The sequence below is a fragment of the Kitasatospora sp. NBC_01246 genome (assembly GCF_036226505.1).
Lineage (GTDB): Bacteria > Actinomycetota > Actinomycetes > Streptomycetales > Streptomycetaceae > Kitasatospora.
Genome location: NZ_CP108484.1, coordinates 6696691 through 6719467, shown reverse-complemented (window position 1 = coordinate 6719467; position 22777 = coordinate 6696691). Strand labels below are relative to the sequence as shown.

The 22777-nt window shown below is 76.4% G+C and carries 22 protein-coding genes and 1 pseudogene; 15 read left to right on the top strand and 8 right to left on the bottom strand.

Features of this window, described 5'->3' with window-relative positions; genetic code table 11:
• Window positions 1-127: 127 nt before the first annotated feature.
• Entirely contained in the window at window positions 128-325 is a 198-nt protein-coding gene (locus tag OG618_RS28490; protein ID WP_329490408.1) for a DUF397 domain-containing protein, read from the top strand.
• Window positions 326-462: 137 nt separating this feature from the next.
• Entirely contained in the window at window positions 463-795 is a 333-nt protein-coding gene (locus tag OG618_RS28485) for a hypothetical protein (protein ID WP_329490407.1), read from the top strand.
• Window positions 796-881: 86 nt separating this feature from the next.
• Here the strand turns inward: OG618_RS28485 and OG618_RS28480 are convergent.
• Window positions 882-2072, bottom strand: a pseudogene (locus OG618_RS28480) (isochorismate synthase).
• Between the two features lie 256 nt (window positions 2073-2328).
• Here OG618_RS28480 and OG618_RS28475 point away from each other — a divergent pair.
• The 3 genes from OG618_RS28475 (at window position 2329) to OG618_RS28465 (ending at window position 5267) form a co-directional block, all read left to right on the top strand.
• Window positions 2329-3711 carry an MFS transporter gene (locus tag OG618_RS28475; protein WP_329490406.1) on the top strand — a complete coding sequence of 461 codons (1383 nt, stop codon included), beginning with the start codon at window positions 2329-2331 and terminating at the stop codon, window positions 3709-3711.
• A 4-nt stretch (window positions 3712-3715) separates the two neighbouring features.
• Window positions 3716-4378, top strand: coding sequence for a TetR/AcrR family transcriptional regulator (locus OG618_RS28470; RefSeq protein WP_329490405.1), 663 nt, complete (start codon window positions 3716-3718; stop codon window positions 4376-4378).
• A gap of 172 nt (window positions 4379-4550) precedes the next feature.
• Window positions 4551-5267, top strand: coding sequence for a siderophore-interacting protein (locus OG618_RS28465; RefSeq protein WP_329490404.1), 717 nt, complete (start codon window positions 4551-4553; stop codon window positions 5265-5267).
• Window positions 5268-5295: 28 nt separating this feature from the next.
• Here the strand turns inward: OG618_RS28465 and OG618_RS28460 are convergent, their stop codons facing one another.
• The gene (locus OG618_RS28460; RefSeq protein WP_329490403.1) at window positions 5296-5856 is read right to left on the bottom strand and encodes an NUDIX domain-containing protein; all 561 of its coding nucleotides are present in this window, start codon (window positions 5854-5856) and stop codon (window positions 5296-5298) included.
• A gap of 145 nt (window positions 5857-6001) precedes the next feature.
• Between OG618_RS28460 and OG618_RS28455 the strand changes: the two genes are divergently transcribed.
• Entirely contained in the window at window positions 6002-6370 is a 369-nt protein-coding gene (locus OG618_RS28455) for a hypothetical protein (RefSeq protein WP_329490402.1), read from the top strand.
• Between the two features lie 20 nt (window positions 6371-6390).
• On the opposite strand, the gene OG618_RS28450 is transcribed toward OG618_RS28455, so the two are convergent.
• Window positions 6391-7530 (bottom strand): CapA family protein, encoded by a 1140-nt coding sequence (locus tag OG618_RS28450; RefSeq protein ID WP_329490401.1) that lies wholly within the window; start codon window positions 7528-7530, stop codon window positions 6391-6393.
• A gap of 155 nt (window positions 7531-7685) precedes the next feature.
• The gene (locus OG618_RS28445) at window positions 7686-8393 is read right to left on the bottom strand and encodes a M24 family metallopeptidase (RefSeq protein WP_329490400.1); all 708 of its coding nucleotides are present in this window, start codon (window positions 8391-8393) and stop codon (window positions 7686-7688) included.
• Between the two features lie 393 nt (window positions 8394-8786).
• On the opposite strand from OG618_RS28445, the gene OG618_RS28440 reads away from it, so the two are divergent.
• From OG618_RS28440 to OG618_RS28425, 4 genes are all read left to right on the top strand, one after another.
• Window positions 8787-9563 carry a universal stress protein gene (locus OG618_RS28440; RefSeq protein WP_329490399.1) on the top strand — a complete coding sequence of 259 codons (777 nt, stop codon included), beginning with the start codon at window positions 8787-8789 and terminating at the stop codon, window positions 9561-9563.
• 137 nt (window positions 9564-9700) lie between these two features.
• Window positions 9701-10927, top strand: coding sequence for a M48 family metalloprotease (locus tag OG618_RS28435; protein ID WP_329490398.1), 1227 nt, complete (start codon window positions 9701-9703; stop codon window positions 10925-10927).
• Between the two features lie 135 nt (window positions 10928-11062).
• The gene (locus OG618_RS28430) at window positions 11063-11485 is read left to right on the top strand and encodes a MarR family winged helix-turn-helix transcriptional regulator (protein ID WP_329490397.1); all 423 of its coding nucleotides are present in this window, start codon (window positions 11063-11065) and stop codon (window positions 11483-11485) included.
• 136 nt (window positions 11486-11621) lie between these two features.
• Window positions 11622-12809 (top strand): PP2C family protein-serine/threonine phosphatase, encoded by a 1188-nt coding sequence (locus OG618_RS28425; protein ID WP_329490396.1) that lies wholly within the window; start codon window positions 11622-11624, stop codon window positions 12807-12809.
• A gap of 81 nt (window positions 12810-12890) precedes the next feature.
• On the opposite strand, the gene OG618_RS28420 is transcribed toward OG618_RS28425, so the two are convergent.
• A complete protein-coding gene (locus tag OG618_RS28420; RefSeq protein WP_329490395.1) occupies window positions 12891-14327 on the bottom strand; it encodes an ABC transporter substrate-binding protein in 1437 nt (478 codons plus the stop codon).
• Window positions 14318-14920: a hypothetical protein gene (locus OG618_RS28415; RefSeq protein ID WP_329490394.1), complete on the bottom strand. Its 603-nt coding sequence runs from the start codon at window positions 14918-14920 to the stop codon at window positions 14318-14320. Before OG618_RS28415 ends, OG618_RS28420 begins: the two co-directional genes overlap by 10 nt.
• Window positions 14921-15064: 144 nt before the next feature.
• Between OG618_RS28415 and OG618_RS28410 the strand changes: the two genes are divergently transcribed.
• The 4 genes from OG618_RS28410 to OG618_RS28395 all read left to right on the top strand — a co-directional run bounded on the left by OG618_RS28410 (window position 15065) and on the right by OG618_RS28395 (window position 19226).
• Window positions 15065-15694: a hypothetical protein gene (locus OG618_RS28410; RefSeq protein WP_329490393.1), complete on the top strand. Its 630-nt coding sequence runs from the start codon at window positions 15065-15067 to the stop codon at window positions 15692-15694.
• A 13-nt stretch (window positions 15695-15707) separates the two neighbouring features.
• Window positions 15708-17684, top strand: coding sequence for a branched-chain amino acid ABC transporter permease (locus tag OG618_RS28405; RefSeq protein ID WP_329490392.1), 1977 nt, complete (start codon window positions 15708-15710; stop codon window positions 17682-17684).
• Window positions 17681-18448: an ABC transporter ATP-binding protein gene (locus OG618_RS28400; protein WP_329490391.1), complete on the top strand. Its 768-nt coding sequence runs from the start codon at window positions 17681-17683 to the stop codon at window positions 18446-18448. The genes OG618_RS28405 and OG618_RS28400 overlap by 4 nt, the downstream gene beginning before the upstream one ends.
• A gap of 106 nt (window positions 18449-18554) precedes the next feature.
• Window positions 18555-19226, top strand: coding sequence for an ABC transporter ATP-binding protein (locus OG618_RS28395; protein ID WP_329490390.1), 672 nt, complete (start codon window positions 18555-18557; stop codon window positions 19224-19226).
• 46 nt (window positions 19227-19272) lie between these two features.
• Here OG618_RS28395 and OG618_RS28390 read toward each other — a convergent pair whose 3' ends face one another.
• Complete coding sequence (locus tag OG618_RS28390) at window positions 19273-20058, bottom strand: SDR family NAD(P)-dependent oxidoreductase (RefSeq protein ID WP_329490389.1); 786 nt, start codon at window positions 20056-20058, stop codon at window positions 19273-19275.
• Between the two features lie 126 nt (window positions 20059-20184).
• Window positions 20185-21114, bottom strand: coding sequence for an NADP-dependent oxidoreductase (locus OG618_RS28385; RefSeq protein ID WP_329490388.1), 930 nt, complete (start codon window positions 21112-21114; stop codon window positions 20185-20187).
• A 155-nt stretch (window positions 21115-21269) separates the two neighbouring features.
• On the opposite strand from OG618_RS28385, the gene OG618_RS28380 reads away from it, so the two are divergent.
• Window positions 21270-22679, top strand: a complete 1410-nt coding sequence (locus OG618_RS28380) for a helix-turn-helix transcriptional regulator (protein ID WP_329490387.1) — start codon at window positions 21270-21272, stop codon at window positions 22677-22679.
• Window positions 22680-22777: the final 98 nt, after the last annotated feature.

Sequence of the window (22777 nt, the reverse complement as noted above, 5' to 3'; positions counted from 1 at the left end):
GTTTCTCATGGTTCGCCCCCACCCCGGCACACACCCGCCCTACCCTCGGAGCCCGAGCCGGTCGAGGACCAGGGGGCTTCGGCTCAAAGGCCTCAGCGCGGTTCATCGGCGCGTTGGCGGAGGGGCAATGAGTACTGAGCTCGCATGGTTCAAGTCCGGCTACAGCGGCACCGAGGGCGGCGCCTGTATCGAGGTCGCCGCCATGACGACCGCCGTGCGCGTCCGGGACTCCAAGAACCGGAGCGGGCCGCAGCTCGCCTTCTCCCCCGCCGCCTGGGCCGACTTCGTCGCCTTTGCGACAGCCACGGAGACACCGCTCTCCTGAGCGGTCGGATCCGCCGGGCGGGTGTCGGGCATGCGGGCGCCTTCGTGCGCGCGCGGCAGGCATCGTTCGTGAGCGACCGTCAGCTAGCCTGCGTCGTCGGAAGGCCTGAGGGCATCGCGGTGACGAAAGGGTTCACCATGGCGGAGAACTTTGCAGAGCGGCCGGCGCCGGAGTCCGTGCGCCTGATCGACTTCGAGGAGGCGAAGGCCGTCCCGGGGATCGTCCCGGGCACGTTCATCCTCGTGGTGAACGGGACCAAGCCCTACCTGAACATGACCGTCCGGCTGTCGCCCCGGGTCTACATCGCGCAGCCGGAGTACTGGGGCATCGAGGTGGTCGGCTCGCTGTCCGGCATCGGGCTCCCCGCCACCGCCCCGTACACGGAGTCGCTGCCGCTGGACGGCATCACGGGGAGCAAGGGGATCGAGGTGATCGGGGCCTACCGGACCGAGCGGATCGACCTTCCGTAGGGCCCGGGTCGTCAGCCGGGGCCGACCGCGACGGCCGGCCCCGCATCCGAGTGCCGCACACTGAGCTTCGGCCGCCGCCCGAACCCTCACCGCGGCACCCCCGCGGCGTCCAAGAAGGTGCGGAACTTGGCGCCGGCCTCGGCCAGTTCGGCCTCCGGCCGGGACTCGGCGACGACGCCCGCCCCGGCGAACACCCGCAGCGTGCCCTCGTCGGCCTCCGCGCAGCGCAGGGTCACCACCCACTCGCCGTCACCGTCCGCGTCGCCCCAGCCGACCATCCCGGCGTAGCCCGCGGTCGAACGGCTCGATCTCGCCGATCGCCCGCCGCGCCGGCGGCGTCGGCGACCCGCAGGCCGCCGGGGTCGGGTGCAGGGCGGTGGCCAGCCCCAGCGCCGACACGGCCGGGTCGGCCAGTTCGGCGGTGATCGTGGTCGCCAGGTGCCACATGGCGGCGGTCCGGACCAGGGTCGGGGCGGCCGGCACCAGCAGCGTCCGGCAGTACGGGGCCAGCGCCTTTCGGATGGCGTCCACCACGAAGGCGTGCTCGCGCAGGTCCTTCGGGGACTCCAGCAGCGCGGCGGCCCGGCGGACGTCCTCGCCCAGGTCGGCGGTGCGCGGCACCGAACCGGCCAGCGGGTTCGCCACCACCTTGGTGCCGCGGCGCGCGAGCAGCAGTTCGGGATTGGCGCCGATCAGGGTGCGGCCCGCGCCGCCGGGCACCGCGAAGGTGTAGCCGCTCGGGTCGCGGCGGGCCAGCCGCTGGAGGATCGCGGGCAGATCGAGCGGGCGACCGGCACTCAGTTCGAGTGTCCGGGCGAGCACGACCGTGTTCAACTCACACGCCGGACGGCCTCGGCGACGCCGGCCCCGTACACCTCGGGCTCGGGCACCGGACGGACCCGCCACTCCACCGGCTCGGCGGCCGGGGCGGGCAGGGCGATCAGCGGGTCGTCCCGCAGCGCGCCGCAGACGCGCAGCCCGGCGGGCACGGCCAGTTCGGCCCCGCTGTCGTGGTCGAACGCCACCGCGCCCATCACCAGCGGCTGCCGGACCCCGTCACGGCGCGCCCGGGCCAGCGTCTCGGCGACCCGCACCGGCAGCGGGCGCTCGTCCTGCACCGCCCTGGCGTGCACGCCCTCGGCGAGCAGCGTGCGGGTCGGCGAGGCGAAGAACGCCTCGTCGGGCGCGGCCCGGTACTGGCCCAGCGGCCCGCTGGCCGCGCCGATGACGGTGTGGTCCGTCCCGGCGGGGGCGTGGTGCACGGTGGTCACCTGGATTCTCCCAGTCTGCGAGTGGCCGCCGGGTGCCCCGGTCAGGGTGGTCGGCGGGTGGGGCGGTTCGGGGCCGGGGTCGACCGGGGTGCACCATCGTGCCTGGACGCAACGTTGCGTCCAGTGCTACGTTCGAATCGCAACGCAACGTTGCGTCTACTTTCGCCTCCGGGGCCCGCCCCGCGCTGCGCCGACTCCGCCCCGCGCGGAGTTCCCGCCCCGCCAGGCCTCACCCCCCTCACCTCACCCGAGGAGCACACCCGTGCCTTCCGCGCCCCCCGACAGCCCCCCGGCGGCGGCCACAGCCCCGTCCGCCCCGCCCACCCCGGCGACTCCGCTCGCCCGGGCCGCCATCGCCCTCGCCTTCTGGGTCACCATGGCGGGCACCACCGTCCCGACCCCGCTCTATCCGATCTACCAACAGGTCTTCGGCTTCTCGCCGTTGATGGTCACGGTGACCTTCGCCGTCTACGCCGCCGGAGTCGTCGTGGGCCTGCTCACGCTCGGCCGCCTCTCCGACCGGATCGGCCGCCGCCCCGTCATGGCCGGCGCCCTGCTCCTCGCCGCGGCCGCCGCCGGACTCTTCGAGGCCGCCTCCGCCCTGCCCTGGCTGCTCGTCGCCCGGGTGGCGTCCGGCCTCGCCGCCGCCCTGGTCACCGGCGCCGCCACCGCAGCCCTGCTCGACCTCGCTCCGCCGGAGCGCCGGCTGCGGGCGCAGATCCTCGCGCTCGCGGCCAACATGGGCGGACTGGCCGGCGGCACGCTGCTCTCCGGGATCCTCGCCGAATGGGCCGGCTCCCCGCTGCGGCTGCCCTGGACGGTGATGCTCGCCCTCACCGCGGTCGCCCTGCTCGGCCTCTTCGCCGTCCCGGAGAGCGTGCCCGGCGGCGGCCCACGCGAGGCCCTCCGCGAGGCCCACCACGCGGCCGTTCACACACCCCCTCGCACGGCCTCCCGCAAGGCCCACCGCGAGACCGCCGGGAACGCCCCGGGGAGCACCGGCGCCGCGCTCCCCCCGTCCTTCGAGCCGCCGCTCGTCCCGACCGCCATCCGGCCCGCCCTGCTGCGCGCCGCCCTGACCGCCGGGTCCGGCTTCGCCGCCCTCGGCGTCCTCACCTCCGTCAGCGGGCTCTTCCTCGCCACCGTCCTCGGCATCCACCACCACGCGCTCACCGGTCTGGTCGCCTGCCTCGCCTTCGTCGCCACCGGGGCCGGCCAGTTGCTCGCCCGCGTGCTGCCCGGCCCCCGCGCCCTGCCCGCCGCCTGCGCCGGGCTCGTCGTGGCGGCGGCCCTGGTCGCCACCGCGCTGCTCACCGGGACGCTGCCGCCGCTGCTCCTCGGCGCGGTGCTCAACGGCCTCGCCACCGGTACCGCCGTCGCCACCGGGCTCGCCACCGGGCTCGCCACCATCAACGGGGGCGTCGAACCGCGACGGCGTGGCGAGGTGATCTCGGCCTACTTCGCCGTCCTGTACACGATGCTCTCGGTACCGGTGGTGGGCGCCGGCCTCCTGATCCGGGCCACCGACCTACGCACGGCAGGGGTCGTCTTCAGCGCGCTGGTCGCGGTACTGGCCGTCGGCGTCGCGGCCGGCCTGACCGGCCGTCGCGCACGGCCGACGCCCCTCGCGGCGGAGGAGGCGTGAGAGGATGGGCCCGACCCAGCACCCCGGCCGGCTCCCGCAGCGGCCCGCCCGTGAGGACCGCAGCGCCATCGCCGCCCAGCCCCGCCCCGCCACCGGCAGCAGCAGCGCGAGTACCGGCGGTCGCCGCAGCGAGGCCGCGCGCCTGGCCGTGCTGAACGCCGCCGACGACCTCCTGGTCGAGCACGGCTTCGAGGGCCTCACCATCGAGGGCATCGCCGCGGCGGCGGGCGTCGCCAAGCAGACCATCTACCGCTGGTGGAAGTCCAAGGTCGACATCCTCTTCGACAACCTGGCGCTGGACTCCGGTCCCGCCCTGGTCTGGCCCGACTCCCCGGCCACCCCGGCCGACCTGCGCGTCTACCTGCACCGCTTCGCCGCCTTCCTCGGCGAGGAACCGGCCGGCCGAGTCCTGCAGGCCCTCCTCGGGCACGCCCAACTCGACTCCCGGACGGCGGAGTTGCTGCACACCGGCTTCCTCGACCCGCTCCGCGAGCGGGACGTCGCGCACACCCGGGCCTGCCTCGGCACCTCCGAGGACGAGGCCGCCGCACTCCTGGACGCCCTGCTCGCCCCGCTCTACCACCGCGCCCTGGTGCTGCGCCGCCCGCTCGACCGGGCCTTCGTCGACACCCTGCTCGACCGGCAGCTCGCCCGCTTCACGCACTGATCCGGGCGCCCACTCCGGGCACCACCCGCCACCACCTGCCACCACCCGCCCCCGCGCGGCTCCCGCACCGCACCGCCGTGCGGCCGTTCGCCGTGGCGCGCCCCGGCCCCTCCGTCACCGAACTCCCCTTCACCCGGCCCGAGTCCACCTCCGGGCCCGCTCAGGAGTCATCATGTTCCGACGCCCCCGCCCGGCCCACGACGTCGAGGTCATCGCCACCACCCCGCTGACCTCCACCCTCACCCGGATCACCTTCAGCGGCCCGACGCTGCCCGACCTCGGGATCGAACACCCCACCCAGTGGGTCAAGTTGGCCATCCCCGAGGGGCCGTCCCGGGCCTACACCATCCGCCGGCACCGACCCGCCGAGTGCGAGGTGGACATCGACATCGTCCTGCACGGCAACGGACCCCTGGCCCGCTGGGCGTCCACCGCCCGACCCGGCGACCGGGCCGTCCTCGCCGGCCCGCGCGGCCGCCGGCCCGACCTGGACGGCGTCACCCGGCTGCTCCTCGCCGCCGACGAGAGCGCGCTGCCCGCCGCGCTCACCATTCTCGATCAACTGCCCAGCAAAGTAAGGGCCTTCGCCTACTTCGAGATCGCCACCGGCGCCGACGCGCTGCCGCTCGGCACCGCCGCCGAGCTCACCACCACCTGGCTCCCCCGTGACGGCGCCCACCCCAAGGGCCGGCTCCTCACCGACGCCGTCCTCGCCGCCGACGTCCTGACCCGCCCTGCCGGGACAACCGGCTCCGCCGCCTGGATCGCCGGTGAGGCCGTCGCCGTCGGAACCCTCCGCCGCCACCTCCTCGGCGACCTGGGCCTCCCCCGCGACCGGGTCCACGCGAAGGGCTACTGGAAGCACGGCGAGGCCAACCACCGGGAGTGAGCGCACCGGCCGTCGCGACCGGCGGCGGTCAGTCGGCCGACCGCCGCCGCCGCGCCAGGCGGTACGGCCCGAGGAAGTAGGAGAGCGCCGCGAGCGACGCCCCCTCGGGCACCTCCCCGGCGGCCAGCAGCTCGACCACGTCCTCCTCCGCCACCCACTCGACCCGGGTCGCCTCGCTCCGGTCGGTCGGCTCGCCGATCCGGGTGCAGCCGGTCATGTGGAACGCGTGGAAGCGCATCGTCGAGATGCCGGACATCGCGTTGAACCCGACCAGCGGCTCCACCCGGCCCGGTCGCCACCCGGTCTCCTCCTCGACCTCCCGGGCGGCGGCCGCCGCCGGCTCCTCGCCCGGCTCCGCCCATCCGGCCGGCACCTCCCACCCCCACTGCCCGGTGATGAACCGGTGCCGGTACAGCAGCAGGAACCGGCCCGCGTCATCGGTCACGACCGCCGTGGTGCAGGCCTTCGGCATCCGCACCACATGGTGGTCGACCCGCCCGACCCCGGGGATCTCCACGTCGTCCAGCCACAACTCCACCCAGGGCGACTCGTAGACCGGCCGCCGACCGTACGTCTTCCACTCCGTCATCGGCCGGCTCTCCTCCGCACCCGTGACCACCACGTCTTCCGCTTCGACCCTCTCACGCCGCCGCCGGGCCCCCGGGCCGCCCCCGGCGGCCGCCCGCCCGGAAATCCGGGTGCCGACGGCACGGCGCGCGCCTACCGTGAGCGGCATGTGCACCCGGAGCCGGACCTCGCGACGACACTTCGTCTGCCCGCCGTGCCGGCTGTCCGTGAAGCGGCACGGCGCACCGGGGCGGGACCTCTGCGCGCGCTGCGGCGGCGAACTGGTCGACGCGGGCCAGGACCTGGCGGTCCCGCGACGCCGGGACACCGCGGGGTGGCGGGCCCTGACGGCCCTGCTCGCCGCGGGGGTGACCTTCCACTCGCGCTGCTGCTACGGCCCGGGGTGGCGGCCGCGCACCCCGGGGGAGGTCCGCGAGCGGCTCGCCCGGTCGGCGGGCGGTGGGCGGCCGGTGACCGAGGCGCTCACCACCCGCGACCCGCACGACCTCGGCCCGGCGGACCGTCGCCGCGCCTGAGCGCGGCCACGTCCACGGCCTCAGCGCGTCGCGCCCGCCACCGGGGCCAGCCCGGTGCAGCCCCGCAGGCCGTCGCGGCGCTTGAGCGCGGCCGTCGCGGCGGCGCCGGTCTGCGGGACGGGCACGCCCTGGCCGTCGACGGTGGCGGGCGTGAACACCTCGCCGGTGACCTTGCCGGCCGCGGTCAGGGTCAGCGTCGTCACGCCGGTCTCGTTGGAGTTGGCGTAGTCGGAGGTGCCGTACCAGAGGAAGTTGCCGAAGCCGTAGCCGATGTAGGTGGAGCCGAGCATGCCCGAGCCCAGCATGGTGTGGGCGTGGGTGCCGACCACCGCGGTGGCCCCGGCGGTGGCGAGCTTCTTGGCGATGGCGCTCTGGGCGCCGGTCGGACAGGCCTTGCCCTCGTCGCCCCAGTGCAGGTACACGAGCACGACGGGCGCCTGCTTCTTCGCCTCCTCCACCGCCTTGACCAGCGCGGCGGCGTCCAGCGCCGAGGCGATGCCCGGCTTGGTGGCGCCGGCGCGCCACTTCTGGTTCGTCAGGTCCTCGACCTGGCTGGCCGCGAGCACCGCGACCTTCACCCCGCGCACGGTGGTGACGTACGGGGCGTACGCCTCCTTGGCGTTGCGGCCGACGCCGACGACCGGGATCGGCGCGGAGTCCTTGGCGGCGAGCGTGTCGGTGAGCCCGTCCGCGCCGAAGTCCACGGCGTGGTTGTTGGCCATCGAGACGACGTCGACGCCGGAGTCCTTGAGGGCGGTGAGCGCCCTGGGCGAGGTGCGGAAAGTGTACGTCTTCGGCTCGGGGGCACCCCGGTCGGTGATCGCGGTCTCCAGGTTGAGGACGGCGAGGTCCGCGTCGGAGAGGGTCGTGGCGATCGGGCCGAGCGCCTGCTCGGGCGCCTTCACCGCGAGCCGGGCCTCGGTGCGGCCCTCGAAGTGGACGTCCCCGGCGAACGCCACCGTGATCGAACCGTCCGGACGGGGCGCCGAGGCGCTCGCGGACGGCGAGGCGGACGCCGCGGCGCCCGCCGTCCCGGCCGCCGTGGGCTTCGCCGCGTCGCCCGCCGGCGCGGCCTTGGCCGGCGCCGGGTCGTCCGGCCCGCAGGCGGCCACGGGTATCAGCCCGAGCAGCAGTGCGACGGCGGCCGCGACTCGGCGCATGAGAAGTCCCCCGGGGGTCGATTCGAGAGCGGTCAGACTACGCCATTCCCCCACATCGCCTTCGGACTGCCTCCACGGCCCGCCCGCCCCGGGCCCGCCCCGCGCCCGGGGCGCAGGACGGGCCCGGCGGCCGGAGCGCGGGCCGGGGACCGCGGTCAGGCCAGGTCGAGCAACTGCTCGTAGAAGCCGCCGAAGCCGCGCTCCCAATCGACGAGGTGCAGCTCCAGGATCCAGTGGCAGACCCGCCCCGACCGGTCGGTGCGGCGCAGCGGGGTCTCGTTCTCGGGGGTGATGTAGGAGTCGGCCTTGGCCCCGTCGTTCACCTCGTGCGGGAACTCGCCCACGAGGTGGCCGGCGTGCCAGATGCCGACCTCCCAGCCCGCTTCGGCGGCCAGCCGCTCGACCTCGGCGTGCAGCTGCCGCCCGGTGATCTCCGGGTCGGCCGCGAAGAACGCGCGGCCGGCGTCGAAGATCCGCGGCAGGTCGGCGAGCAGCCGCCGCTTGTGCGGATCGCCGCCGAAGACGTAGGTGCGGCCGAAGTCCGCCTCGTACTCCTCGAAGACGGGGCCGAAGTCGGCGAAGGCCACGTCGTCGGCGCCGATGACCCGGTCCGGCGGGTTGTCCCGGTACGGGGCCAGGGTGTTCGGGCCGGAGCGGATGATCCGCTTGTGCCAGTGCCGGGTGGCGCCGAACATCTCGTTGGCGAGATCCCGGATCCGGTCGCTCGCCTCGCGCTCGCCCACCCCGGGCGCCACCAGTTCGCGCGCCTCGGCCTCGGCGAACAGGGCGATCGCCTTCTCCTGCGCCGACACCAGGCCCTCGACGCGACGGACCTCCTGCGCGCCGGACGGTTCGACTGCCATACCGGATCCCCTCTCCCCAGGTGGCGCCGGCGGGACCGGCGCCACAGCTCACGGCCACTGCCCGCACCCACCGGGCCGGACAGCCCCGACCGATCGTATCGGCGGGCCCGGCGGGCCCGCCTCGATGTCCCCCCGGCTCCACCGCAGGGGACGGACCGGCCTGACCAACCGCCGCACCGGGACGCCCCGGCCCCCACAGCACCTCCGCACCCGGCTCCACCACCACGACCCGCCACCGCCGGCACCACCCCCACCAGGACACCCCGGCCCCCACAACCGCCGCACCGGGCCGTCGTGTCCCTGGCGCACCGGCCTTCCGGACGCGCAGCGTGGAGGGGGTGCACGCTCCCGGGGCTGCACGCTCCCGGGCCGAGGTGGCGAGGTGGACGGCGCATGGACGGTGTGGGAATCGGCGCGGCGAACGGCGGCCGGCGGCGGATCGTGGTCGGGATCGACGGCTCCGCGCCCTCGAAGGCGGCGCTGCGCTGGGCGGTCGGTCAGGCGGGCCTGACCGGGGCCGCGGTCCACGCGGTGGCGGCCTGGGAGTACCCGTCGCTCTACGGGTGGCTCACGCCGCTGCTGGACGACGGCTTCGAGCGGGCGGCCCGGCGCACGCTGACCGCCGAGGTGGACGAGGTGGTCGGCCGGGACCGGCCGGTGGAGATCGAGGAGAGCCTCGTCCTCGGCCACGCGGCCGAGGTGCTGCTGGAACTGTCCGCGGACGCCGACTTCCTGGTGCTCGGCAGCCGGGGGCGCGGCACCTTCGCCCGCGCACTGCTGGGTTCGGTGAGCTCCCACTGCGCGGTGCACGGCAGCTGCCCGGTGGTGATCGTCCGCGCGGACGGCGCCGCCGCACCGGCGCGCCCCGACACCGCGGCGACCGCAGCGACCGCAGCTCCCCTCACCGAGGACGCGGGATCGGCCGTCCGCACCAAGGAGTGGCAGGTGAGCCTGCACCTCGTCGAGGGCCGGGACACCACCCGGGTGCACGCCGTGCTCGACGCCGACGGCAGCGTGCTGCACGCCGACACCCGCGCCCGCCGCAGCCCGCAGGACGAGCCCGCCGAGGCGGTCGGCGACGCGTTCGCCGTGGGGAGGGCCCTGGTCGAGCTGGGGCACCGGCTGCTCCGCAGCGGCACCGAGTCCGCCACCGGGCCGGCGCGGGAGTGACATGCTGATCCCGGCAGCCGCCGGCCGGCCCGCGCCCGACGGGCAACCGGTGGGCGCGGCCGGACGGACAGCGCCCGACGGACGGCGCCCGGCAGCGGGTGGCCGACAGCTCACGGACTACGGATGACAGCCGACAGATGAGAGATCCGGTCAGCCCGCCTCCGGGCTCAGCGACCCCCGCCCCCGGCGCCGGTACCGGCGCGCCCGACTTCACCCCCGCCCAGCGCGCCCGGGGCCGCGCGCTGCGGCGTGCCCAGCTGCCGTGGGCACTGGGCGGGCGGCTGGCCGGCCTCCTCCTGACCCTGCTGCTCGGGCTGACCCCGGCCGGAGCCGCTCTGGTGACGGCCGCCGGCGACCTGTTCGGCGGCTCGCGGACGGCCGAGGTGCTGGCGGGGGCGGCCGCCCTGGTCCTCCTGGGCCGGGCGGCCCAGCTGCCGTTCGCCGCCGGCGCCCGGACGGTGCGGGCCCGGTTCGGCCTGGTCACCCAGGGCTGGGGCGGCTGGGCGGTGGACGCCGTGCGCGGACTGGCGCTGGGCCTGGCCCTGGTGCTGCCCCTGGCGTTCGGACTGTTCGCGCTCACCGACCGCTGGCCGGACCGCTGGTGGCTCCCGGCCGCCGGCGCGGCGGCGCTGCTCACGGCGGCGCTCTCCTTCCTCTACCCGCTGCTGGTGGAGCCGGTCTTCAACCGCTTCACCCCGATGGCGCCCGGCCCGCTGCGGACCGCCCTGCTCGCGCTCGCCGACCAGGACGACGTCCGGGTGCGGGACGTCCTGGTGGCGGACGCCTCCCGGCGGACCACGGCCCTCAACGCGTACGTGTCCGGCCTGGGCGCGACCCGCCGGATCGTCGCCTACGACACGCTGCTGTCCACCGCCGAGCCGCGCGAGGTGGAGCTGGTGGTGGCGCACGAACTCGGGCACGTGAAGCACCGGGACGTGCTGACCGGCACGGTGCTGGGCGCGGTGGGGGCGGCCGTGGTGGTCTGCCTGATCGGCCTGCTGACCGGCTGGGGCCCGCTGCTGTCGGCGGCGGGGGCGACGGACGCGGCGGATCCGCGAGTCCTGCCGCTGATGGCGGCCTGCGCGGCCCTGCTGGGCGCCCTGTCGGGGCCGGTGCAGTGCGCGGTGAGCCGCCGGGTCGAGGCCCGGGCGGACCGGCACGCCCTGGAACTGACCTCGGACGCCGAGCAGTTCATCGCCATGCAGCGCAGACTGGCAGTGGCCAATGTGTCCGATGTCGACCCGCCCCGGGTGCTTGAGCTACTGTTCGCCACTCATCCGAGTGCCACCCGCCGGATCGCGGCCGCCCGCGCCTGGCAGGCCGCGGGAGCCACCGGCACCCCGGACGGCGCCACAACCGGCTGAGCCCGCGCCCCTGGCCGGGTGCCGCCGGCCGGCGGAACGGGGCGGAGGACGGCGTGGCCCGACAGCACACGGCGGAGCACGGCGGAGCCCAAAACGTTGTACAGTGCAACAAATTACCGAGGAGGTAGGACCGCCGTGCCCGGCCGCGAGACATCGATCGACACCATCCAGCGCGAGCTGACCGCCTTCGCCCGGCGTGCCCGGCACAAGGCCTCCCAGCTGCACCCGGACCTCTCCCTGGTCACCTACAGCATCCTCGACCTGATCAACGAGCGCGGCGGCTGCCGGGCCGCCGACGTCGCCTCGTACTTCATGCTCGACAAGTCCACCGTGAGCCGCCAGGTCACCGCGCTGGAGAAGCTCGACCTGCTGCGCCGCGAGACCGATCCGGACGACCAGCGCGGCCAGATCCTGCGCGCCACCGAGGCCGGCCTGACCCTGCTGCGCGAGGCCAGCGAGCAGCGCCGGGTCGCCTTCACCGCCCGCTTCACCGAGTGGTCCGACGAGGACGTCGCCCGCTTCGCCGGCTACCTGGCCCGCTACGGCGCCGAGGACTGAGCCGGGGACCGGGGGGGCGCCGGGGACCGAGGGGCGCCGGTCCCGGCCCGCCGGCAACGGGCCCCGGGCGACACCCCGGCGGCAACGGGCCGACGCCGGGGTGCGGGGTACCGCTCCGACGGTGTACAGAGGAGAGGTGCCCCTTCGGCAGGGTCCTCGCGACCGCCGCCGGTCGTGGCGGCTCGGCCGCCACGCGCTGACGGCGCTCCCGCTCGCGCTGATCGTCGTGATCACCGTGGTCGACGTCCTGTCACCGCCGACGATCCACCTCGGACCGCTGCTGATCGTGGCCCCCGCGATCACCGCGTCCTTCGCGGGGGCGCGGACCACCGCGGCCGTCGCCCTGCTCGCGCTCGCCGGCCTCACCGTCATCGGCATCACGCGCGACGGGCTCACCACCCCCAACCACGAGACCCAGCTCGGCGCGCAGATCGCCGTCTCGGTGCTGATCGTCGCGCTGCGGGTGCTGCGCGACCGGCACGAACGGGAACTGGCCCAGGTCCGCTCCGTCTCCGAGGCCGCCCAGCGCGTCCTGCTGCGCCCGCTGCCGGACCGGATCGGGCACCTGCGCCTCGCCTCCGTCTACCTCGCCGCCGAGGCCGAGGCGCAGGTCGGCGGCGACCTCTACGCGGCGGCCCGCACTCCCGGCGGCACCCGGCTGCTGGTCGGCGACGTCCGCGGCAAGGGCCTCTCCTCGCTCGGCGACGCCGCCCTCCTGCTGGGCGCCTTCCGGGCGGCCGCCCACCTGCACGCCGACCTCACCGACCTCGCCGGCTATCTGGACGGCAGCGTCCGCTGGGGCCTGGCCCGGCTCGGCGAGCAGCCCTGCGAGGAGCGGCCGGGTGACGGGACCGGTCGCGGCCACCGGTCGGGCCCGGACAGTGCCTCCGCCGGGGCGGCGGCGGACGACTGCGAGGAGTCGTTCATCACCGCCGTCATCCTGGACATCCCGGACGACGGCTCGGTGGTCCGGCTGATCGACTGCGGCCACCCGCCGCCGCTGCGGCTGCGGGCCGACGGCGTCACCGCGCTGGACGCCCGCCGGCCGGCGCCGCCGCTCGGCCTGGGCGAACTGGCCCCGGGCGGCTACGAGGTGGACGAGTTCGCCTTCCTGCCCGGCGACCGCCTGCTGATCTACACCGACGGCGTGATCGAGGCCCGCGACGCCCGGCGGCGGTTCTACCCGCTCACCGAGCGCGTCAGGGCCTGGTCCGCCGACCCCCCGGAGGCCCTGGTGCAGCAGGTGCGCCACGACCTGCTGGCCCACGCGGGCGGACGGCTGGACGACGACGCGGCGATCGTCGCGGTGGAGCGCCTCGGCTGAGGGCGCTCCGGGGGGCGCAGCGGCGCGCGGGTCGCCGGAGGCGGTGGTCCCGCCGTACCGCTCCGGGGCCGTCGGATCCCGTCACGGCCGGTAGGGCAGTTGCGGCACCTCGAAGCAGGTGGTGGTCATCGAGGCCACCTGGGTGACCCAGCCGCCCCGGCCCCCGTAGGCGGTGTCCTGCCAGCGGGCGGCGTTCAGACAGGCCCGGGTCGGCCCGGTCGGCGGGGGCTGCGGGACGAACGAGGCGGGCAGGATCAGTCCGTGCGCGTCGTAGGGCTCGGTGCGGTTCATGAACCGCTCGACGCAGGCCCGGGTGAGGTCGGCGCCGCAGGAGTCCATCGCGTCGGTGAGCCACTGGGCGCCCGCCCAGCCCTCCAGCTCCCAGGCGGAGAGCAGCGGTTCGCGGTCGGGGTAGTAGCGGGACATCGCGGCGCGGAAGTCCCGCACCGCCTGGTCCTGCACGTCCTCGTAGTTGAGGCTGGCCGAGGTCGCCCAGAGCGCGTTGCGGCAGCCGGGTGAGGCGCCGTAGTCGGTGCCGACGGTCTGCGACCAGTTCTGCACGTTGGTCGCCTTCGCCGCGACCCGCACCCCGGCCTCGTCCAGCGCCCGGCAGAGCGCCGCGTTGCCCCGGGTGTCCATGGCGTCGAGGAGCAGCTGCGAGCCGTCGGCGCGCACGGCGGCGGCCACCGCCTGGAAGTTCGGCAGCGCGAAGTCGACCGTCTGCATCAGGACGCGGTAGCCCTCCGCCTCCAGTCCGGCCTTCAGCTGGGTGGCGTAGCGGGCCGAGTCGGCCTGGTTGTAGGCGACCACGGCGGCGCTGGTGGTGCCCAGCCGTTCGGTGAAGAAACGGAACACCTCGGGGGTCTGGTAGAGCGTCCCGTTCCAGCCGACGGCCTGCCCGTCGCGCGGCGCGCCGCTGCCGTAGATGCCGTAGAGGTGCGGCCAGCGGTCGTAGGCCGTGCCGATCGGCTGGCCGCCGACGTCCGGCACGCCCTTCCCGCTCACGTACGGCGCGCCGGCGTAGTCGAGCACGCTGCCGGAGACGAAGGCGAAGACGTGCTGCTGGTCGATCAGGCGGTGCACGCAGTCCTGGTTGCCGATGCCGCTGCCGCCGTCGTCGCAGGTCACCAGCTTGACGGTGCGCCCGTGCAGGCCGCCCCGGTCGTTGAGGGCCTGGACGAAGGCCTGCGCGCCGTAGCGCGGGCCGCTGAACACCTCGCTGCCGACCGGACTGGTGAGCGAGGTGACCACACCGATCCGGATCTCGGTCGCCGTGACGCCGGTGTCGGAGGCGGGGTTGGCCCCGGCGGCGGTGCTCGCGCCGGCCGCCGTGGGGCGGTGGGTGAAGGCGCTCCCCGGCAGCCGGGTGCCGCAGGCGGTGACGGCGGTGAGCAGCAGCGCGAGGAGGGCGGCGCCCCCGCAGCGGCGGCGAACGCGGCGCCGGGGGACGCGAGGGCCGGGCCGCCGACGGCAGTGCGCGTCGGCGGCCCGGCGGGACGGCGGGGCCGTCAGCCGCATCCGGGGACGGCGGCGCCGCTGCCACCGCCGGCCTGGGCGAGCAGGCCGCAGAGCGACGAGCGGGAGACCTTCCAGGTGCCGTTGTCGAGGACGGCCTGGCCGGTGGCGTCCGGCGCGACCACCGTGCCCTGGAGCGAGAGTTCGTAGGTGACGGTGGCCTCGGTCGGCGAAGTGAACGTCACGTTCGTGACCTTGGCCTTGACCTGACCGACCCGCGGATCCTGCGAGAAGCCCTGGAGCGCCGGGAGCAGCACGTCACCGTTCTGGAGCAGCGCGGCCTTCTCGGGGATGGGGGTGGTGGGGTCGAAGAACTTCTCCCAGTTGGCGGTGACCTGGTTGGTCGCGGTCGCCGGATCGGCGGGGGCGGTGGCACCGGCACTCACGGTGGCACTGGCGCTCGCGCTGGTGGTGGCGGTCACCGTGACGGACCCCGAGGCCGGGGCGGAGATCGACACCGAGGCCGAGGGCGAGGAGCCGGACGAGCTGCTGCTGCACCCGGCCACCGCGCCCACCAGCAGCAGCGCGCACAGCGCCACCGCCGGTCGCGGGACCGGGCCGCCGCCCCGACGGGTGCCGCTCTGCCTTACTCGCATGGTGTTCCTCTCGACGAACTCGGCTGCGCCGCCCGGGTCGGCGCCGACCGCTCGGGGGCGCCGCGCGGTCCGGTCCGCCGCTCTCCGGATGCTGTCCCAGGCCGATCCTGGAAATGTCGCACGTGACACCATGAAGGCGGATCCATGGACGAATCGCAATCCGAGCGCGAGAAGCCGCAGACCACCCCGACCGGGGCGGCCGGGCGGCCCGGCCGGGGGCTGCTGCGCTCGGCCGCCCGCGCGGCCCGCACGGCCCCGGGCGCCCGCGAGTGGCCGGGCTGGATCCTCGCGGCCGCCGGGGCGGCCCTGTGCGTCCTGGGCTGGTACGGCGTCTCCGGCGAGGCCTTCGTCGAACAGCAGATCCCCTATCTGGCCTCCTCCACCGTCCCGGGTGCGGCGCTGATCGTGGCGGGCATCGTGCTGGTCGCCCTGCGTTCACTCGGTCGGCCGCCGGCCCCGCCGACCCCGCCCACCGCGGACGACCTGACCGACCGACGGGTCGAACGGCTCTACACCCTCCTGGTCGAACCGGAGCAGCCGGAGGAAGCCACGGCGCCGGAGGAGCCCGCCGCCTCCCGTACCGGTCTGCTCGCCGTCGCCGAGGGCACGCTCTACCACCGGCCCGACTGTCCGCTGGTGACCGGCAAGCACGGCGCGCGGCCGGTCGACGCCGCCGCCGTACGGGCACGCGGGCTCCATCCCTGCCGGATCTGCGCACCGGCCGCCCCGGACGCGGCCGCCGACCCCGCCGACCCGGCCCACCCGGCCGGCTGAGGGGGTGCCGCCCGTGCCCGACACCCCTCCCCTCGACTCCCTCGGCCTGACCGTCGACCTCGCCCTGGCCGGTCTCACCGTCGGCAGCGCGGCCGCCCTCAGCGGCATCGGCCTGGTCGTCTGCCACCGCGCGACCGGGGTGCTCAACCTCGCCCAGGGTGCCCAGGCGATGCTCATCGCCTATCTGCTGCGCGACCTGGTGGTCGTCCGGCACTGGCCGGTCTGGCCGGCCCTCGCCTTCTGCCTGCTGCTCGTCGCCCCCGCGCTCGGCGTCCTGCTGGACATCCTGGTCTACCGGCCGCTGCAACGGCGCGGCGCCGGGACGGCCGAGACGATGGTGGCCGGTCTCGGCGTGTTCGTGCTGCTCATCGGGGTGGCGGTGCTGGTCTGGGGCACCGCCCCGCTGAGCGGCGCGCCGTCCCCGTTCGGCGCCGAGCCGATCGCCCTCCCCGGCGGGCACACCCTGCGCCCCGACACCGTGGCGCAGCTCGCCGCCGTCCTGGTGCTCGCCCTGACGGTGGCCGCCACCACCCGTTTCACCCCGTTCGGCCTCCAGGTGCGGGCCGTCGTCGACGACCGCCGGCTGGCCCGGCTGGCCGGGGTGGACGCGGACCGGGTCTCGGCGGCGGGCTGGGCGTTCGGCTCCTTCACCGCCGGGCTGGTCGGCGTCGCCCTCGCGCCGTACCTGCTGCTCGACCCGTACGGGCTGCCGCTGCTGGTGATGGAGACGATGGCGGTCGCGGTGGCGGCGCGGCTGCGCAGCATCCCGGTGGCGGTGGTGACCGGCCTCGGCCTCGGGATCGCGCAGGCCGAGCTGACCAGGCTCCGGCCGTCCGGCCAACTGCTGCCGCTGGTGCAGGCGGTGCAGGCCAACCTGTTCGTGGTCGCACTACTGGCCGCCGCGCTGCTGGCCGGGCCGCGGATCACCGGCGGCGCGGGCGACCGCGCCCCGCTCGCGGTGCCGGGACCGGCCGGCGGGGGCCGGGCGGCCCGGGCGGTCTGCCTGGTGCTGCTCCTGCTGCCGCTGGGCTTCCGTGACAACGACCTGCGCAGCGCGCTGCTGGTGCCCGCGCTCGCCCTGGTCCTGCTCTCGATCGTGGTGGTGACCGGGTACGGCGGGCAGATCTCGCTCGGCCAGGCCGGGTACGCCGGGCTCGGCGCGCTGGGCACCGCGCTGCTGATGTCCGGGCGGATCCCGGCCGTCCCGCCGCTGCCCGCCGTCCCCGCGCTGCTGTTCGCGGTGCTGGCCACCGCCCCGCTCGGACTGCTCACCGGCTGGCCGGCGATCCGGCGGCGCGGTCCGGCGCTGGCCCTGGTCACCTTCGCGGTCGGGACGGCGATGAGCCGCTTCGTCTTCCAGCAGCCGTACGCGACCACCGGGCTCACCCTGGACCGGCCCGCCTTCCTGGCCGGCGACCGCGCCTTCTACCTGGCCGAGCTGGTGCTGCTCGGGCTGGGCCTGCTGGTGGTACGGGGTCTGCACCGGGGCCGGCCGGGCCGGGCCCTGACCGCGATGCGCGACCACGAACCGGGCGCGGTCGCGGCAGGCGTCAACGTGCCCGGGCTGAAGCTGTTCGCCTTCGTGGCCGGGGCGGCGCTGGCCGCGCTCGGCGGCGGCCTGATGGGCCTGGCCGGGCGCGCCTTCGACCCGGCCTCGTTCGATCCGGTGCGCGGGCTGCTCTGGTTCGCCGCGGTGGTGGTGGCCGGTGCGGACAGCGCGCTCGGCGCGGTGCTGGCCGCCGCGCTGCTGATCGGCCTGGACGCGGGCACGGTGGCCGGGGTGTCGGCCGTCGCGGTCGGCCTGCTGGCGGCGGCGATCGGCCGCCTGCCGGGCGGCCTCGCCGGCGCCGCCGCCCGCCTCTCCCGCCGCCACCCGGCGCGCCCGCCCGCCACGCTGCCGCCGGGCCGCCTGAGCGCGACCGGCCGCCGGATCCGCACCCTGATCACGGCCCGGCAGGCCGCCGCCCGGGGCGAGGAGGCCCGACCGTGAGCCCGCCGGGCAGTGGCCGGGCCCGGCTGACGGCTCGGGGTGTGATCCGCCGGTACGGCGGCATCGAGGCCGTCGCCGGGGTCGACCTCACCGCGCCACCGGGGCGGATCACCGCACTGATCGGGCCGAACGGCGCCGGCAAGAGCACCCTGTTCGACTGCCTGGCCGGGACGGTCCGCCCGGACGCCGGCCGGGTACTGCTCGGCGGCCGGGACGTCACCCGGCTGCCCGCGTACGCCCGGGTGCGGCTCGGCCTGGCCCGGACCTTCCAGCAGATCGCCGTCTTCCCGACCCTCTCGGTGGCCGACAACGTCCGGATCGGCCCCGAGCAGCGGCACCGCCGCCGTCCGGACGCGCGTGCCGTCGACACGGCGACGGCACGCGCACTCGCCCTGTTCGGCCTCCAGGACCTCGCGGCGGAGCCGGCCGGTGCGCAGCCGACCGGGGTGCTGCGCCTGGTGGAGCTGGCCCGCGCGCTGGCGGGCGACCCGCAGGTGCTGCTGCTGGACGAGCCGGCGGCCGGCCTGGACACCACCCAGACCGCCCGGCTGGCGGCCGTCCTGCGTGGCCTGGCCGACCGGGGCATGGCGCTGCTGCTGGTCGAGCACGACCCCGACCTGGTCGGCGAGTTGGCCGACACCGTGTACGCGATGGCAGGCGGCCGGGTGGTGGCCTGCGGACCGGCGGCGGCCGTGCTCGCCGACGCCCGGGTGGCCCGGGCCTGGGGCGGGGCCGCGCCGGGGGCCGGGGTGGGCGCCCCGTGACCGTCGAAGCCGCCCGTGTGCGCCAGGGACCACCGGAAGCCCTCCGCGAGCCGGCCCCCGCCTCCCCCGCCGACCGCACCGCCCGGGCGACCCGGGCGAGCACCCGATGACCGTCGAAGCCGCACTCCACGGCGCCCGCGTCCGCTACGGACCGCTGGAGGCCCTGCACGGGGTGGACCTCGCCTTCCCCGCCGGTGCGGTCACCGTCCTGCTCGGCCGCAACGGGTCCGGGCGGACCAGCGTGCTGCACGCCCTGGCCGGGCTGGTCCGGCCCGCCGCCGGCCGGGTGGTCTGGCGCGGGCGGGACGTCACGGCGCTCGGTGTCCACCAGCGGGTCCGGCTGGGGCTGACGCTGGTACCGGCGGAGCGGGCGGTGTTCGCCTCGCTCACGGTGGCCGAGCACCTCGGCCTCGCCGGCGCCCCCGCCGAGGCCGTGCTCGCGCTCCTCCCCGAACTGACCGCCCTGCTGCCCCGGCCGGCCGGGACGCTCTCCGGCGGGCAGCAGCAACTGGTCGCCCTGGCACGTGCGTTGGCCGGCCGGCCGCGCCTGCTCCTGCTGGACGAGCCGGACCGGGGGCTGGCCCCGGCCGTGGCCGCACGCCTGCACGCGCACCTGCTCGACACGGCCGCCGCCGAGGGCCGGGCGGTCGTGCTGACCGCGCGGTCGCTCCCGCGCAGCCTCACCGGCGCGGCCGTCGTCCATGTGCTGCACCGGGGCGAGGTCGGCTTCTCCGGGGAGCCCGCCGAGCTCGTCGGCCGACCGGCCGGGGCATGGTGACCGGTCCGGGGAACCACCCGCACACACGCCCCAGGGCCGGCGAGCCCTACTGCGCCAGGTACCCGCCGTCCACCGGGAGGACCGCGCCGGTGATGAAGGAGGCGTCGTCGGAGGCCAGGAAGAGGACCGCCGCCGCCACCTCGGCGGGGGTGCCGAGCCGGCCCATCGGGTGCAGCTTCTCGATCGCCGTCAGGTAGTCGGGGCCGCCCGGCTCGTCCTGGAGGCGGCGGACGCGCTCGGTGGTGATGGTGCCGGGAGCGACGGCGTTGACCCGGATGCCGCGGTCGGCCCACTCGACGGCCAGGTGCTTGGTCAGGCCGGACGCCACGAACTTGGCGGGCCCGTAGACGGCCTGGCCGCGCTGGCCGGCCTCGCCGGAGATCGAGGAGAGGCAGACGATCGCACCGCCGGCGCCGCCGGGCCCGGCCATCGCCTCGATCGCGTACTTGCAGGTGAGGAACATCCCCCGGCCGTCGACGGCCATCACCCGGTCCCACTCCTCGGCGTCGGCCTCGGTGATCTCCGACAGCGGGAGCACCCCCGCGTTGGCGACCAGGACGTCGATCCGGCCGTGCCGCTCGACGGCGGCGGTGATCATCCGGCGGGCGTCGTCCTCGCGGGAGACGTCGCCGACCACCGTACTGACCGCCCGCGGCAGCTCGTCCGCCAGCCGCCGCAGCCCCTCGGCGTCGAGGTCCGTCGCGACCACCCGCGCGCCCTCCCGGGCGAAGCGTTCGGCCACCGCACGGCCGATCCCGCTCGCCGCACCCGTCACCACGCACGACTTGCCCGCCAGCCGCCCCGCGCCCGGGGATTCGATCGCATCAGCCATGGCACCGGACTCTACCGACCGACCGTCAGATGAACCGGCACACCGCGCAGTTGGGTCATGCCGCGATCGGGGCGGCTCCACCCCTTCGCAGACCGCGGCACCCGGCGGACCGCCCCGGCGCCGGCGTCAGCCGACGGTGAGGACGAGCTTGCCCCGGACGTGCCCCTGCTCGCTCACCCGGTGCGCCCGGTCCACCTCCGCCAGCGGGAACACCTGGTGCAGCGGGAGGTGCAGCGTGCCCTCCTCGTGCAGCGCGAGCACGGCGGCCAGCGCGGGGCCGTGGTGGTGGACGGTGTCCGAGCCGGCGCTGAACCGCACGCCGTACTCGGCCGAGCCCTCGTGGTCGGCGATGGTCAGCACCTGCTCCGGTCCGTCGGCCAGCTCGATCGAGAGCGGCAGGACGTCACCCTGACCGGCCGCGTCCAGCACCCGGTCCACCCCCTCCGGCGCCACCGCCCGGACCCGCTCGGCCAGACCGTCGCCGTACGTCACGGGGATCGCGCCCAGCTCGCGCAGGTACGGGTGGTTGGCCTCGCTCGCGGTGCCGATCACCCGGATCCCGCGCGAGCGGGCGAACTGCAGCAGGATCGTGCCCACCCCGCCCGCCGCGCCGTGCACCAGCAGCGTCTGGCCGCGCTCCACGCCCAGCAGGTGGAGCGCCCGCCAGGACGTCTCGGCCGCGACCGGGAGTCCCGCGGCCTGTTCCCAGCTCAGCCCGGCCGGCTTGCGGGCCACGTCGCCGGCGCCCACCACGGCGTGTTCGGCGTAGCCGCCGCCGCGGACCGAGCCGAACACCTCGTCCCCGGGCGCCCACTCGTCCACCCCCTCGCCGACGGCCTCCACCACGCCCGCCACCTCGAAACCGGCGACGTGCGGGAAGGTCACCGGGAACAGGCCCTCCATCGCGCCGCTGCGCAGCTTGTGGTCCACCGGGTTCACGCCCGCCGCCCGGACGGCGATCCGGATCCGGCCGGGGCCGGGAGCGGGCAGGTCGATCTCGATCGGGTGCAGCACGTCCGCGCCGCCGAATGCGGAGAAGGCGATGGCCTTGGTCATGGGAGTCCCACTGTCCTTCACTGGTCGGAGAGTTCGTCGGTCTGACGGTCTCCAGCCTGGTCGCGGGAGGGGCGGTCTCCGGCCCGCCGTTCGGCCGGTTCCGCCTGGCCGAACGGCCAGGCACCCGCGCGGACCGGGTGACTAGGCTGGAACCCATGGCGAACCACGGGGCAGGCGACGGGGCGGGAAGCGCGGCGACTGGGCACGCGAGGGCCGGGAACGCGGCGCAGGCCCCGGACGGAGCCGGGCACCCCGGGCACCGGCAGCGCGGCTGGGAGCGCCCCGAGGACGTGCTCGCCCAGGTGGTGGCGGTGCTGGGGGCGCCGAGGCCACAGCTCCTCCCGCGACTCTCCGGCGTCCTCGCCGATCTCGTCCCGCACACCGCCCTCGCCCAGCTGAGCGGCGTCTGCACCTACTCCCCCGCCCTCGCCCACGGTCCGACCGAGCTCACCGGGCAGATCACCACCCGGGAACTGGCCCGGCTGGCCGAGGCGGTGGCACCCGGTCTGCCCTGGCAGGGCGAGGCGGTCCTGGCGGGCCGGCCGCGGTCGGCCGTCGCGGTCTCCGCCGCCCCGCCCGGCAGCAACGGCGCCCTGCTGGTGCTGGTCCGGACGGGCGGCGAGCGGCTGCCCGACCAGCCGCTCGCCGTCCTGCAGCAGCTCTGGGAGCTGCTGGTCACCCACTCCCACCACCGGGCCGTCGACGCCGCCCCCGCGTACGCCGCCACGTCACGGGCCTCCGCCGGTGCCCGGGCCCGGGCCATCGCCGAGCTGAGCGGCGCGCACGCCTCGGCGCTCTCCGCGATCCTCGCGCCGCTGCGCTCCGCCGCCCTGGACGACGCCACCGCCCGCCGCAGCGCCACCGAGCTGGCCGTCGGCGCGCTGCTGGACCTGCGCGCGGGCGCCGACCTCGACCGGGAGCTGAGCGAGGAGCCCGCCGCCACCGCCTTCGCCCGGCTCGCGGACGAGATCCGCCCGCTGCTGCGGCACAGCCCCGTCCGGCTCGACCTGCCGGCCCCGGCGGCGGGCGGGCGCTCCCTCCCCGCCGAGATCGCGCACACCGCCCGGGCGGCCGTCCGGTCGGCCGTGCTCACCATGATGGAACAGGACGGTCTGACGCGCCTGCACGTGAGTTGGCAGTTCGTCGCGGACGTCCTGCGGGTCGTGGTGCGCGACGACGGCCCGGGCCTGCTCGGCGCCGACACCCTGGCCGTGCACCGGACGGCGGACCGGATCACCGCCGTGGGCGGCCGGCTCGCGGTGGACGCCGTTCCCGGCTGGGGCACCACCGTCACCGTCGACCTGCCGCTGAGCGCCCCGGCGGCGACCGGCGGGCCGGACCCCCTGGAGGGCTTGCAGCCCCGGGAGCTGGAGGTGCTCGACCAGCTCGCCCGGGGCCGGCGCAACCGGGAGATCGCCGGCGCCCTGCTGATCAGCGAGTCCACGGTGAAGTTCCACGTCGCCAACATCCTGGGCAAGCTGGGCGTGACCTCGCGCGGGGAGGCCGCCGCTCTGGCGCACCGCGCCGGTCTGCCCGCCCCGACCGGCCTGTACGCGGCCTCCTGACCCGCGCGGACCCGCGCGGACCCGCGGCACGGAACGGCCGGGTGCTCCGGCCCGGCCCCGCCCGCGACCGCCCGCGACCGGCCGGACGCGCCGTAGGC